Raw genomic sequence first — 12,028 nt, 5'->3', positions numbered from 1 at the left:
GGCGCCGGAGCCGGCCAGCGCCCCGGCGAAGTACTGCCGCTCGCCGAACCGCTCGGCCGGGCCGCCGGGGAAGGCGACGGGCCGCACGGTGGCCGGGCGCACCCCGCCGTACGGGCGTGGGCACGGGCGTGGGCAGGGCGCGTCGAGCACGGCGATCCCGACGGTGGCCACGTACGTCTGGGTGCTGTCGGCGTACGTGGCCCGCAGCGCGGTCAGGCAGCCGGGCCGCACCGCGGCGGACTGGAACGCCACCCGGCACGGCGCCTCGGGGGCCACCCCCGCCAGCACGTACGTCACCCTGGCCCCCGACGGGCTGACGCCGGGAACGGCCAGCGGGAAGATCCGCGCCACCGGCCAGGCGTGCCAGCGCTCCGGCACGGGCGCGTCTGCCTGCGGCCAGAACACGGACAGGATGGAGAGCAGCACAACGGACAGTTGGTACACGTCAACCTCGAACGGGAGAGGAGGGACGCCCGATCTGCCGTGCATTCTGGCACGTGGCCGGCGAGTCGTTCCGACGCTTCGGTAAACAGTCCGATACGCGGAGTAATTGTAGTTATGCGGTTATTCGCCCTGCGGTGTGGGCGAAAGTCGGACATGTGCCCCAGGGGGGAGCCCCAGCCGCTGCGCCGCGTCCCCGAAGTTGACCGCGATGGCGATCAGCCCCGCCGAGTCCGTGAACGCCACCAGCTCGCCCGGCGGCACCGCCGCGAACGACGTGCGGAAGGGCATCGCGAGCCGCCGCCGCCCGAGCCACACCCCCAGCGTGTCGCCCACCTGGACGCCCAGCGCGTCCAGGTCGCCCGCCGCGATCGACAACTGCGTGTTGCCGTGGCGGTCCACCGAGACGACCTCGCCCTCGACCGAGCCCTCGCGCAGCAGCGAGGTCGGCGCGGGCAGCGAGACCAGCCGCTCGACCGGCACCGGGGGGCCCAGCTCGGCCGGGTCCAGGCCGCCGGCCAGCCGCCCGGCGACCGGCGAGAAGACGTCCCGGCCGTGGAAGGTGGGCGACACCGGCCGCAGGAAGAGCTCCTCGTTGCTGAGCGCGTACGCGGCCCGCGCGCCGCCGCTGGCGTGCACCGCCCAGGACAGCAGGCCGTTGTCGGGGCCGACGAACACCCGGCCGCCCGCCTCGACCGCCACCGACCGCCGCGCGCCGCCCACGCCGGGGTCGACCGCGCCGATGTGCACGCCCGCCGGGAGGTAGGGGATGGTCTGGGCGAGGATGGCCGCGCCACGCCGAACGTCGCCGGACGGGACCAGGTGGCTCACGTCGATCACCCGCGCCTGGGGCGCGATCCCGGCGATCACTCCGTGGCAGGCGGCCACGAAGCCGTCTTCGAGCCCGTAGTCCGTGAGGAGCGTGATGACTGGGGTCACATTTCGTGACTGTACGTCCGGCAATCCGCCGTGAACAGCCGCACATCGCACATTACGATTGGCCACGGGCCGCGACGCGTGCGATGTGATCGTCGCACGCCCCTTCCCGAGGAGGACATCATGGGAGCACCGCTCAGCGGTGACAGTGCTGCCCAGGAACCGTCCAGACCACCCCTCACCGACCGCGATCTCGAACTCCTCGCCTTCGAACGCCAATGGTGGCGTCACGCGGGCGCCAAGGAGCAGGCCATCAAGGAGACCTTCGGGTTCTCGGCCACCCGCTACTACCAGTTGCTCGGCGAGCTGATCGACAGACCGGAGGCGCTGGAGCAGGACCCGATGCTGGTCAAACGGTTGCGAAGGTTGCGCTCCACCCGTCAGCGTGACCGTGCGGCGAGACGGCTCGGCATGCGCCCCTGACCGGCTGGGTACGGCAGCCGCGTGAGGAACATCCCTGGAATGGAAGCGATCCTTAAAGATCCGTCCGGCGCCGTGATCGGGCTCGACTTCGACGGAACCCTGTCGCCGATCGTGCCCGATCCCGCCTCCGCCCGGATCCACCCCGAGGCCCCCGCCGTACTCGCCGAGCTGGGCGCCCACGTCGGCGCCGTGGCCATCGTGACCGGCAGGCCGGCGGCCACCGCGCTCGAACTCGGGCCCGGCCTGGCCGACGTGCCCGGTCTCGTGGTGCTCGGCCACTACGGCTTCGAGCGGTGGGAGCACGGACGCGTCTCGGCGCCGCCGCCTCCGCCCGGCGTGCCCCGCGCCCGGGCCGAGCTGCCGCTGCTGCTCGACTCGCTCGGGCTGCACGGCGTGGTGATCGAGGACAAGGGCCGGGCGGTGGCCGTGCACACCAGGCGCGCCCCCGACCCCGAGGGCGCACTGGCCGCGTTGCGCGAGCCGCTGGCCGGGCTGGCCGACAAGCACGGGCTGGTGATCGAGCCCGGACGCATGGTCCTGGAGCTGCGGCCGCCCGGCATGGACAAGGGCCACGCGCTCGGGCTGTTCCTGGCCGAGCGGGACGCCAGGTCCGTCATGTTCGTCGGCGACGACCTCGGCGACCTGGCCGCGTTCGAGGCCGTACGCGCCTCGGGGCTGCCCGGCGTGACCGTGTGCAGCGGCTCGGCGGAGGTGACCGCGCTGGCCGAACGGGCCGACATCGTGGTCGACGGGCCCGACGGCGTGGTGGCGTTGCTGCGGGAGCTGACGACGGCCTTCAGCCGTCCCTGAGTTCAGCCGTTCGTGAGCCGGCTCGCGGCGTTCGCCGTCTTCGAGCCGGCTCACGGCTTTCAGTCGTTCGTGATTGGGCTGCAAGTGGCGGGTTCTACGTTGGTGCCCATGTCAAGACGATCTCTCGCTGTCGCCGCCGTCTCGGTTGCGTCCCTGGCGGCCGTGCTCGCCGTGCCCGGGGCCGCCTCCGCCGCCCCCGCCCAGCAGCTCAAGTTGCGCGGCGGCCTGACGCTCTACATCCCGATCGAGTGGGTGGTCCACCGTCAGGGGGCCGACTACGTGCAGGTGGTCACCGGCCGTTGCGCCAAGCCACAGGGCTGGGGCTCGCCCGAGTGCGACGCGTTCTACATCCTCGGCCCCGACGCGATCAAGCGGGGCGCGGAGGGCTTCGGGCCCTACACGGGCAAGAACCCGTACTACCCGGCCAGTGACGTGCAGCCCTGCCCGTTCAACCGGAAGTGGGGCGAGGTCATCGGCCCCAAGGTCACCAGGGGCTACCGGCAGATGGGGGCCGGGCACAAGGCCGCCTACAACGCCTGGCAGGCCAAGTGCGTCAGCTACTCGGGCAACGGCGTGAAGGCCCGCTTCACGCAGCGCGAGTGGTACCTGCCGAAGAGCCGGATCCTCGTCGTGGACCAGTGGGACACGCCCGGCCTGGCCGACACGCTCAAGTACGCCGACTGGACATGAGCACCCCGGTCACCGCGACAGCGATGATCACCGGCACCAGCACGAACGCGGTCCCGGTGCCGTAGCCGTCGGCCAGCGAGCCGAGCAGCAGCGGGCCGACCGCCATGGCGGCGCCCGCCCACACGGGCGAGGCGGCCGCCGCCCGGTCCGCCCGGTCGCCGGAGGCGGCGATCAGCGAGCTCAGCGCGAGCGGGAACTGCAGCGACGCGCCCAGCCCGCTCAGCGCCAGCCCCGCGTACGACAGCACCGGCGCGCCGCTCGTCCAGAACAGCAGCCAGCCGAGCGCCATCAGCCCCAGGGCGCCGACGAACAGCGGCGTGGCCGGCAGCCGCAGCGCGAGCTGCGCGCCCGCGAACCTGCCCGCCGCCATGCCGCTGACGAACGCCGTCAGCCCGGTCGCCGCGACGGCCGCCGTCACGCCGGTCCTGAGGGCGAACAGGTCGGCGGCCCACAGGTTGAACGAGAACTCCAGGGCCACGCAGCAGAACAGCACGGCCCCGGCCAGATGGAAGCGCCACCGGCCGCCCACCCGCGCCTGGACGCCGCCCAGGGCGACCACGTCGTCCTCCCCTTCCATGCCCTGCCGGGGCGCGGGCCAGGAGCGGCCCAGCGCCAGTGCGAGCAGGACGCTGACCGCCGGGGTGATCAGCAGGGCGGCCCGCCAGCCGAGCGCGCTCTGCGCCACCTGGCTGAGCACGAACGTCGCCACGATCCCCACCAGCACGCCCACGGCGTTGGCCTCGCTGAGCGCGGCCGGTCCCGCGGGGCCGTGGTGGTCGCTGAGCTCGGCCATCGCCGCGTAGAGCATGACCGAGCCGAAGCCGCCGGCCACGCCGTAGCCCAGCAGCGTCAGGGGCAGCGCGGAGGTGGCCATGACCAGCAGCACGCCGGCGTTCATCCCGGCCAGGCCGACCCAGCACGTCACGCGCCGGCCGAGGACCCTGGTGAGCAGGGGCAGGGTGAGGCCGGCGCCGACCGTGCCGAGCGCCATGGCGGTGCCGTGCAGCCCGGCGACGGTGGCCGTGGTGCGCTGGTCGGCGCGCAGGAGCGGCAGGGCGGCGCTGAGGCCGTACATGAAGGTGGCGAACGCGCCGAGCAGGAGGTAGATCAGCCAGGTCGGACGATCCCGGACGAGTCGGATGGGCACTGAGACCGTCGACACCCGGCAGCCTCCGTCATTGGCAGTGAATCCGACTTCTCATGTTAAAGCAGGGCATCGAGCTGGGATTCCAGCCACTTGTGCGGCGGCAGCGCGGTGGCCGCCTCGTACAGCCGGTCGCGGCGGCGCCTGCGCTCGTCCTCGGGCATCACCAGGGCCTCGTGCAGCGCGGCCGCCGTGCCGCTCACGTCGTAGGGGTTGACCACCAGCGCGTACGGCCCCAGCTCGGCCGCCGCCCCCGCCTCGCGCGAGAGCACCAGGGCGCAGCGCGGCGACAGGACGGGCCCCTCCTTGGCCACCAGGTTCATGCCGTCGCGGATGGGGTTGACCAGCAGCACGTCCGCCAGCCGGTAGGCGGCCAGCGAGCGCGGGTAGTCGTCGTTGACGTTGAGGATGACCGGGTCCCAGTCCTCGGTGGCGTACTCGTCCTCGATCTCGCGCGCGCAGCGCTGCACCGACGCGGTGTACTCGCGGTATTCGGGCAGGTCGTGCCGGCTCGGGTAGGCGAAGGCCAGGTGGACCACCTTGCCGTGCCACTCCGGATGGGCGGCCAGGAACTCCCGGTAGGCCAGCAGCCCGCGCACGATGTTCTTGGACAGCTCGGTGCGGTCGATGCGGACGATCAGCCGCCGCCCGGCCACCTGCTCGGCGAGCGCGGCCATGTGCGACTCGACGTCGGGCTCGCAGGCCCGCGCCCACAGCGCAGCGCCGTCCACGCCCAGGCTGTGCACGCCGACGCGCGTCTTCCTGCCCTCGTGGGTGACCGTGCGGGCCGCGCGGTCCACCCGCGCGCCGAGCAGCGCCTCGCAGCAGTCCATGAACGCCGCCGCCCACCGCGCGGTGAGGAAGCCCGCGTGGTCGGCCCCCAGGATGCCGTCCAGGACCTCCCTGGTCACCGCGTCGGGCAGCAGGGAGAAGTACTCCGGGGGCGCCCACGGCGTGTGGCTGAAATGGGCGATGCGCAGGTCGGGGCGCTCGGCGCGGAGCATCGCCGGGGTGAGCGTCAGGTGGTAGTCCTGGACCATCACGCGTGCGCCGTGCCCGGCCTCCTCGGCCAGCGCCAGCGCGAACGCGCCGTTGTAGTCGCGGTAGGACTCCCACTCGCGCCGGAACTTGGTGCCGAAGCTGGGGGAGTTGGGGATGTCGTACAGCAGGTGGTTGACGAACCACAGGGTCGAGTTGGCCACGGCGTTGTAGGCGCGGTGGAAGGTGGCCGCGGGGATGTCGAGCATCCGCAACGCGCCCGTGTCGTAGCCCGTCCGGTCGAGCCGGCCCCCCGGAGCGAGGCGTACGGCGCTGCGGTCGCCGTCGGACAGCGCGGCGCACACCCACAGCACGCCGTGCTCCTTGGCCACCCCCGACAGGCCCGAGACCAGGCCCCCACCACCGCGTTTCATGGTCAGCTCACCGTCGTCGTCGACGGTGAAGGAGACCGGCCCGCGGTTGGACGCCACGAGAACGCTGTTCATTTGGGCTCCCTTCGCCCATAGGATCCCAGCTATGGCGCTAGATGAGCTAACCGAGGAACTCGCCCGCTCGGCCGCGGCCGGAGACCATCGCGCGCTCGGCGAGCTCCTGGCCAGGATCGAGCCTGACGTGATGCGCCACTGCGCCCGGATCCTGCCCTATCACCAGGACGCGGAAGAAGCCTCGCAGGACACACTGCTGGCCGTGGCGCGCAACATCGGGCGGTTCGAGGGGCGGGCCAGGTTCAGCACCTGGCTGCACATCGTGACCGCCAACTGCGCGCGCACCACGTACCGGTCGTTGAAGCGCAGGGCCGCCGAGCAGACGTCGGAGGAGCTGCCGATGCAGAAGCCGGACGCGCGGCGGGTCAGCGTGATCGCCGGCTCGCGGCTCGACCTGCTCGACGCGATGGAGGCGCTGGAGGCCGACAAGCCCGACCTGGCCCAGGCGCTGGTGCTGCGCGACATCGTCCAGCTCGACTACAACGAGGTGGCCGAGCAGCTCAACATCCCGCTCGGCACCGCCAAGTCCCGCATCCACCAGGCCCGCAAGTACGTGCAGGGAGTCCTCGGGGAGGACTATCGGTGAGACAAGCTTTCTCACCTTCTGAGATGGGTGGCCGTTTCGGCCACTTGAGAAGGTAGAGTCCCTTTCGACAACTGAATATTGCTCATCCAGAGGGGTGGAGGGACCGGCCCTGCGAAGCCCCGGCAACCCTCCCGGCTTGTACTCGCGACCTGGCGAGGCCGACCGGGACAAGGTGCCAATTCCGGTTCGCGGTCAAGGTGGCCGCGGGCGAAGATGAGGGAAGGCCTCGCTTCATGTCGCTCGACTTTGGTCCTGCCGTCGCTCTGTCCTGCCGCGAGTGCGGCACGCGCTACCCCCTGGGCCCCAGCTTCGCCTGCCTGGAGTGTTTCGGGCCGCTCGAAGCGGCCTACTCCTTCGGCCAGGTGACCCGCGCGGACATCGAGTCCGGCCCCGCCAACATCTGGCGCTACCGTTCCCTGCTTCCGGTCCCCGCCGACGTGGCGAGCAAGCCCAACATGAACCCGGGCTGGACGAAGCTGGTCAAGGCCGGCAACCTCGGCAAGGCGCTCGGCCTCCGGTCCCTGTTCGTGAAGGACGACTCGGGCAACCCCACCCACTCCTTCAAGGACCGCGTGGTCGCCATCGCCGTCGAGGCGGCCAGGAACTTCGGGTTCCACACGCTCTCCTGCTCCTCCACGGGCAACCTCGCCGGCGCGGTCACCGCCGCCGCCGCGCGGGCCGGCCTCGACGCGTGCGTGTTCATCCCGGCCGACCTCGAAGCGGCCAAGATCGCCATGGCCCGGGTGTTCGGCGGCCGGCTGGTCGGGATCGAGGGCACCTACGACGAGGTCAACCGGTTCTGTTCCGAGCTGATCGGCGACCCGCTGGGCGAGAGGTGGGGGTTCGTCAACGTCAACCTGCGGCCGTACTACGCCGAGGGGTCCAAGACGCTCGCGTACGAGATCGCCGAGCAGCTCGGCTGGCGGCTGCCGGAGCAGATCGTCATCCCCATCGCCTCGGGCTCCCAGCTCACGAAGATCGACAAGGGGTTCAAGGAGCTGATCGCGCTCGGGCTGGTCGAGGACACGCCGTACAAGGTGTTCGGGGCGCAGGCGGCCGGGTGCTCGCCGGTCTCGACGGCGTACAAGGCGGGGCACGACGTGGTCCAGCCGGTCAAGCCGGACACGATCGCCAAGTCGCTGGCCATCGGCAACCCCGCCGACGGGCCGTACGTGCTGGACATCGCCCGGCGTACCGGCGGGGGCGTCGAGGACGTCACCGACCCGGAGATCGTCGCCGCGATCAAGCTCCTGGCCTCCACCGAGGGCATCTTCGCCGAGACCGCGGGCGGCGTCACGGTGGGCGTGCTGAAGAAGCTCGTCGAGACGGGCAGGCTCGACCCCGAGGCCGAGACCGTGGTCCTGAACACCGGCGACGGCCTCAAGACGCTCGACGCGATCAGCGACGACGCGCGGCCCACCGCCGTGATCCGGCCCTCTCTCGACGCGTTCCGCGCGACTGTCTGACAATCCAGGAAAGGCAACAAAAACCATGAACGTTTCTGTGCGGATTCCCACCATCCTGCGCACTTACACCGGGGGTAACGCCGAAGTGAGTGGCGAAGGGGCGACTCTTCGTGACGTTCTCGCCAAGCTCGACTCCGACTACCCGGGGATCGGCGCGAGAATTCTGGATGAATCGGGCAAGATTCGTCGTTTTGTCAACGTTTACGTTGGCGAAGAGGATGTCCGTTTCGTCGAAGGCTTGGACACTCCCGCCCCCGAAGGCACGCAGATCTCCATCATCCCCGCCGTCGCGGGCGGCTGACCGCCGGACCCCCCGACTCTTGAAGGCGCCCCTTGTGGGCGCCTTCTTGTTTTAGAACCCAATTCAACTCGAACGACTCAGCCTTCGATGAAATTAGCGGTTTGTCGATTGACTCTGTTGCCAAACCCCGTGCCACAGGTATGGTCGAGGGCGATCGTATGGCTGATTTTCCCAAAAGTCAGGCGATTACAGGTCTCGCGGAGGAATGGGCGAGATCTGCGAGCCCAGTAAGAGGAGTCGGAAGTGGCGCAGGGCACCGTCAAGTGGTTCAACGCGGACAAGGGCTACGGCTTCATCGCGGTAGACGGTGGTAAGGATGTATTCGTCCATTACTCAGCGATCATGATGGACGGGTACCGATCTCTCGAACAGGGTCAGCGCGTCGAGTTCGAGATCACGCAGGGCCAGAAGGGGCCGCAGGCGGAGTCCGTCCGCGCGGTCTGACCCACCGTCGCCGGTGTGAACCGGGCGGCACGCGCGGCAGCGCAGTCCGCGTGAGCCCGCCACTGTTTCCTCCGTCGGCTTCGCACGGCGGGCCGCACCTCCTGGGGCGGCTCGCCGTACGAACCGGTGTGCCCGATGACCTGCCCCATGACCTGGGGCAGGGGGCCCGTGGCTTGCACTCGGCAGGGTAGAGTGCTAAACAGTTCGTTGGCACTCTGTATGGCAGAGTGCCAACAACCCGGATCGAGACGATGGGGTCTGCCGAACGGAGATGCAGACCCATGCCGTCGCGGGCGTCGGCTCGGTCCAGCACACGCCACCCTGCATCTGGGAGGTCTAGCCTTATGGCAGCCAAGATGATCGCGTTTGACGAGGACGCCCGGCGCGGTCTCGAGCGCGGTATGAACCAGCTCGCCGACGCCGTCAAGGTGACCCTTGGTCCCAAGGGGCGCAACGTCGTGCTGGAGAAGAAGTGGGGCGCTCCCACGATCACCAACGACGGCGTCTCCATCGCCAAGGAGATCGAGCTCGAGGACCCGTGGGAGAAGATCGGCGCCGAGCTGGTCAAGGAAGTCGCCAAGAAGACTGACGACGTCGCCGGCGACGGCACCACCACGGCCACCGTGCTCGCCCAGGCGCTGGTGCGCGAAGGTCTGCGCAACGTCGCCGCCGGCGCCAACCCGATGGCCCTGAAGAAGGGCATCGAGGCCGCCGTCGAGCGCGTCAGCGAGGAGCTCTCCAAGCTGGCCAAGGACGTGGAGACCAAGGAGCAGATCGCCTCCACCGCCTCCATCTCCGCCGCCGACCCCGAGATCGGCTCGCTCATCGCCGAGGCGATGGACAAGGTCGGCAAGGAAGGCGTCATCACCGTCGAGGAGAGCAACACCTTCGGTCTCGAGCTCGAGCTCACCGAGGGCATGCGCTTCGACAAGGGCATGACGTCGATGTACTTCGTGACCGACTCCGACCGTATGGAGGCCGTGCTCGAAGACCCGTACATCCTGATCGTCAACAGCAAGGTCTCGGCCAACAAGGACCTGCTGCCGCTGCTCGACAAGGTCGTGCAGTCCGGCAAGCCGCTGCTGATCATCGCCGAGGATGTCGACGGCGAGGCTCTGGCGACCCTGGTGGTCAACAAGATCCGCGGCCTTTTCCGCTCCGTGGCCGTCAAGGCCCCGGGCTTCGGCGACCGCCGCAAGGCCATGCTGGGCGACATCGCGATCCTGACCGGTGGTCAGGTCATCGCCGAGGAGGTCGGCCTCAAGCTGGAGACCGCCACCCTCGACCTGCTCGGCCGCGCCCGCAAGGTCGTGGTGACCAAGGACGAGACCACCATCGTCGACGGCGCCGGTGACGCCGAGGCGATCTCCGGCCGGGTCAACGAGATCCGCGCCGAGATCGAGCGCACCGACTCCGACTACGACCGTGAGAAGCTGCAGGAGCGCCTGGCCAAGCTGGCCGGTGGCGTGGCGGTCATCAAGGCCGGCGCGGCGACCGAGGTCGAGCTCAAGGAGCGCAAGCACCGCATCGAGGACGCCGTGCGCAACGCCAAGGCGGCCGTCGAGGAGGGCATCGTCCCCGGCGGTGGCGTGGCGCTGCTGCAGGCCGGCGCCAAGGCGTTCGACAAGCTCGAGCTCAACGGCGACGAGGCCACCGGCGCGGCGATCGTGAAGAAGGCTCTGGAGGAGCCGCTCAAGCAGATCGCGGTCAACGCCGGTCTCGAGGGTGGCGTCGTCGTGGAGAAGGTGCGCAACCTGACCCCGGGCGAGGGCCTCAACGCCGCTTCCGGCGAGTACGTCAACATGTTCGAGTCCGGGATCATCGACCCGGCCAAGGTGACGCGCTCCGCGCTGCAGAACGCCGCCTCCATCGCGGCGCTCTTCCTGACCACCGAGGCCGTCATCGCGGAGAAGCCCGAGAAGACCCCTGCTGCTCCGGCCGGCATGCCCGGCGGCGGCGACATGGACTTCTAGGCTTCGCCTGGTCGCTGACGCATCAGAAGGCGGTTCGGATCTCCAAGGATCCGGCCGCCTTTTGTTGTGTCCAGTGCGGTCACGTTTAGTAGTTATTGACTACGGAAAGTAACGACACGAAGTGACATTCACCGCACAAAAGGAGTAGTTACATGAATTCCCGCACCGCGCGCGTTCTCGGGCTTGGCGCCGTCATGCTGGCCGCCGCTGCCGCCATGACCATGCCGGCCGAGGCCGACGACCACGGTTACCTGGACGAGTCGCTGGAGTACGTGGACGTACCCTACTGCGCGGGCTACCTGGAGCTGTACGACCGCGACTACTGCGCCTCGCCGTCGAGGTGGACGTCGTCGGACCAGCGCGAGGACCTGTCGGACGCCTTCGAGGACGAGTCGTCCGACGATCGCGCGGACGTGTCGGAAGAGAGCGAGGACGCCTCGGCGAACGAGGGCGCCGACGAGGGTTCCGACGAGGGTTCCGACGAGGGCGAGGACATGTCGGCGGACGAGCGTGAGGACACCTCGACCGACGCTCCCGGGGACATCACGTTCGCGGACGGCACCGTGCAGGACGACTGAACCCGTCTGGGTGACGCGGGGGCGTACGAGACCCGACGCGGCACCACGGCGAAGGCGCTCCGTACGCGAACGGGGCGCCTTCGCCGCGGTGTTGTGCCGAACTCGGCCCCCGAACCCGGGCCCAGAACTCGGACGCTGAACCCGGACGCTGAACCCGGACGCTGAACTCAGATGCCGAAGTGCGCGATGACGTGACCGCGGGCCAGCGTGTTGGCGGTGATGTTGAAGCCGACCACGGCCGGGCTCGCGTCGCTGCCGACGCCCAGCTTGTCGACCCCGAGCGCGTGCACCGTGAAGACGTAGCGGTGGGGGTCGCCGGGCGGGGGAGCGGCGCCGCCGTAGTCTTTGGTGCCGTAGTCGTTGCGGGCGTGGACCGCGCCGGCGGGCAGGCCCTTGAAGTCGGGGCCGGTGCCCGCGCCTCTGGGGAGCTCGGCGGTGTCGCCGGGAAGGTCGAACAGCACCCAGTGCCAGAAGCCGCTGCCGGTGGGGGCGTCGGGGTCGTGGCAGGTGACGGCGTAGCCGCGGGTGCCCTCCGGGGCGCCGGACCAGCGCAGCTGCGGCGAGACGTTCCCGCCGGTCATCCCCCAGTCGTTGAAGACGTGGAGGTCGTTCAGCCGCTCGCCGTCCTGGATGTCGTCGCTCTCCACCACGAGCGCGGGGACGGAGGGCAGGTGTTCATGCGGAAGCGGTGCGGGCACGGCATCCTCCTAGGTTGACAGCTCCTTCAGGCCATCCTAGAAGCGGCCGCGCCC

The 12,028-nt window shown here is 70.1% G+C and carries 13 protein-coding genes, 1 pseudogene and 1 riboswitch; of the genes and pseudogenes, 9 read left to right on the top strand and 5 right to left on the bottom strand.

The annotated features are described in order from the left end of the window. Both ABZ815_RS11700 and ABZ815_RS11695 read right to left on the bottom strand, forming a co-directional pair. Window positions 1-426: pseudogene (locus tag ABZ815_RS11700) on the bottom strand (hypothetical protein); the annotation flags it as partial. A gap of 138 nt (window positions 427-564) precedes the next feature. Continuing rightward, window positions 565-1,380, bottom strand: a complete 816-nt coding sequence (locus ABZ815_RS11695; protein WP_357696654.1) for an SAM-dependent chlorinase/fluorinase — start codon at window positions 1,378-1,380, stop codon at window positions 565-567. A 120-nt stretch (window positions 1,381-1,500) separates the two neighbouring features. On the opposite strand from ABZ815_RS11695, the gene ABZ815_RS11690 reads away from it, so the two are divergent. The 3 genes from ABZ815_RS11690 to ABZ815_RS11680 all read left to right on the top strand — a co-directional run bounded on the left by ABZ815_RS11690 (window position 1,501) and on the right by ABZ815_RS11680 (window position 3,300). Then, window positions 1,501-1,800, top strand: coding sequence for a DUF3263 domain-containing protein (locus ABZ815_RS11690; protein WP_357696652.1), 300 nt, complete (start codon window positions 1,501-1,503; stop codon window positions 1,798-1,800). Between the two features lie 39 nt (window positions 1,801-1,839). After that, the gene (gene otsB, locus ABZ815_RS11685; protein WP_357696650.1) at window positions 1,840-2,610 is read left to right on the top strand and encodes a trehalose-phosphatase; all 771 of its coding nucleotides are present in this window, start codon (window positions 1,840-1,842) and stop codon (window positions 2,608-2,610) included. 108 nt (window positions 2,611-2,718) lie between these two features. Continuing rightward, entirely contained in the window at window positions 2,719-3,300 is a 582-nt protein-coding gene (locus ABZ815_RS11680) for a hypothetical protein (RefSeq protein ID WP_357696648.1), read from the top strand. Here the strand turns inward: ABZ815_RS11680 and ABZ815_RS11675 are convergent. Both ABZ815_RS11675 and ABZ815_RS11670 read right to left on the bottom strand, forming a co-directional pair. Further along, window positions 3,278-4,462: a hypothetical protein gene (locus ABZ815_RS11675; RefSeq protein WP_357696646.1), complete on the bottom strand. Its 1,185-nt coding sequence runs from the start codon at window positions 4,460-4,462 to the stop codon at window positions 3,278-3,280. The two genes, ABZ815_RS11680 and ABZ815_RS11675, sit on opposite strands and share 23 nt — an antisense overlap. Window positions 4,463-4,503: 41 nt before the next feature. Beyond that, the gene (locus ABZ815_RS11670; RefSeq protein ID WP_357696644.1) at window positions 4,504-5,928 is read right to left on the bottom strand and encodes a trehalose-6-phosphate synthase; all 1,425 of its coding nucleotides are present in this window, start codon (window positions 5,926-5,928) and stop codon (window positions 4,504-4,506) included. A 31-nt stretch (window positions 5,929-5,959) separates the two neighbouring features. Between ABZ815_RS11670 and ABZ815_RS11665 the strand changes: the two genes are divergently transcribed. The 6 genes from ABZ815_RS11665 (at window position 5,960) to ABZ815_RS11640 (ending at window position 11,276) form a co-directional block, all read left to right on the top strand. Next, window positions 5,960-6,514: an RNA polymerase sigma factor gene (locus ABZ815_RS11665; RefSeq protein ID WP_189654051.1), complete on the top strand. Its 555-nt coding sequence runs from the start codon at window positions 5,960-5,962 to the stop codon at window positions 6,512-6,514. A 79-nt stretch (window positions 6,515-6,593) separates the two neighbouring features. Continuing rightward, window positions 6,594-6,734: riboswitch (SAM riboswitch) on the top strand. Window positions 6,735-6,747: 13 nt separating this feature from the next. Then, window positions 6,748-7,980: a threonine synthase gene (thrC, locus tag ABZ815_RS11660; RefSeq protein WP_357696642.1), complete on the top strand. Its 1,233-nt coding sequence runs from the start codon at window positions 6,748-6,750 to the stop codon at window positions 7,978-7,980. A gap of 25 nt (window positions 7,981-8,005) precedes the next feature. Then, window positions 8,006-8,281: a MoaD/ThiS family protein gene (locus ABZ815_RS11655; protein ID WP_357696640.1), complete on the top strand. Its 276-nt coding sequence runs from the start codon at window positions 8,006-8,008 to the stop codon at window positions 8,279-8,281. Window positions 8,282-8,524: 243 nt separating this feature from the next. After that, window positions 8,525-8,725 (top strand): cold-shock protein, encoded by a 201-nt coding sequence (locus tag ABZ815_RS11650; RefSeq protein WP_068927743.1) that lies wholly within the window; start codon window positions 8,525-8,527, stop codon window positions 8,723-8,725. A 344-nt stretch (window positions 8,726-9,069) separates the two neighbouring features. Further along, on the top strand, window positions 9,070-10,698 hold the full coding sequence (gene groL / locus ABZ815_RS11645; protein ID WP_357696638.1) for a chaperonin GroEL: 1,629 nt from the start codon (window positions 9,070-9,072) through the stop codon (window positions 10,696-10,698). 152 nt (window positions 10,699-10,850) lie between these two features. Further along, window positions 10,851-11,276 (top strand): hypothetical protein, encoded by a 426-nt coding sequence (locus ABZ815_RS11640; protein WP_357696636.1) that lies wholly within the window; start codon window positions 10,851-10,853, stop codon window positions 11,274-11,276. 167 nt (window positions 11,277-11,443) lie between these two features. Here ABZ815_RS11640 and ABZ815_RS11635 read toward each other — a convergent pair whose 3' ends face one another. Continuing rightward, window positions 11,444-11,974: a YbhB/YbcL family Raf kinase inhibitor-like protein gene (locus ABZ815_RS11635; protein ID WP_357696634.1), complete on the bottom strand. Its 531-nt coding sequence runs from the start codon at window positions 11,972-11,974 to the stop codon at window positions 11,444-11,446. Window positions 11,975-12,028: the final 54 nt, after the last annotated feature.

It is taken from the genome of Nonomuraea sp. NPDC047529 (genome assembly GCF_040642995.1).
Lineage (GTDB): Bacteria > Actinomycetota > Actinomycetes > Streptosporangiales > Streptosporangiaceae > Nonomuraea.
The sequence above is the reverse complement of the archived record's forward strand: the minus strand, read 5'-3'. Positions and strand labels throughout refer to the sequence as shown.

Coding starts and splice junctions, on each gene's coding strand:
- ABZ815_RS11640 (WP_357696636.1), top strand. CDS start 10,851: ATGAATTCCCGCACCGCGCGCGTTCTCGGGCTTGGCGCCGTCATGCTG.
- ABZ815_RS11680 (WP_357696648.1), top strand. CDS start 2,719: ATGTCAAGACGATCTCTCGCTGTCGCCGCCGTCTCGGTTGCGTCCCTG.
- groL (WP_357696638.1), top strand. CDS start 9,070: ATGGCAGCCAAGATGATCGCGTTTGACGAGGACGCCCGGCGCGGTCTC.
- otsB (WP_357696650.1), top strand. CDS start 1,840: ATGGAAGCGATCCTTAAAGATCCGTCCGGCGCCGTGATCGGGCTCGAC.
- ABZ815_RS11665 (WP_189654051.1), top strand. CDS start 5,960: ATGGCGCTAGATGAGCTAACCGAGGAACTCGCCCGCTCGGCCGCGGCC.
- ABZ815_RS11690 (WP_357696652.1), top strand. CDS start 1,501: ATGGGAGCACCGCTCAGCGGTGACAGTGCTGCCCAGGAACCGTCCAGA.
- thrC (WP_357696642.1), top strand. CDS start 6,748: ATGTCGCTCGACTTTGGTCCTGCCGTCGCTCTGTCCTGCCGCGAGTGC.
- ABZ815_RS11655 (WP_357696640.1), top strand. CDS start 8,006: ATGAACGTTTCTGTGCGGATTCCCACCATCCTGCGCACTTACACCGGG.
- ABZ815_RS11670 (WP_357696644.1), bottom strand. CDS start 5,928: ATGAACAGCGTTCTCGTGGCGTCCAACCGCGGGCCGGTCTCCTTCACC.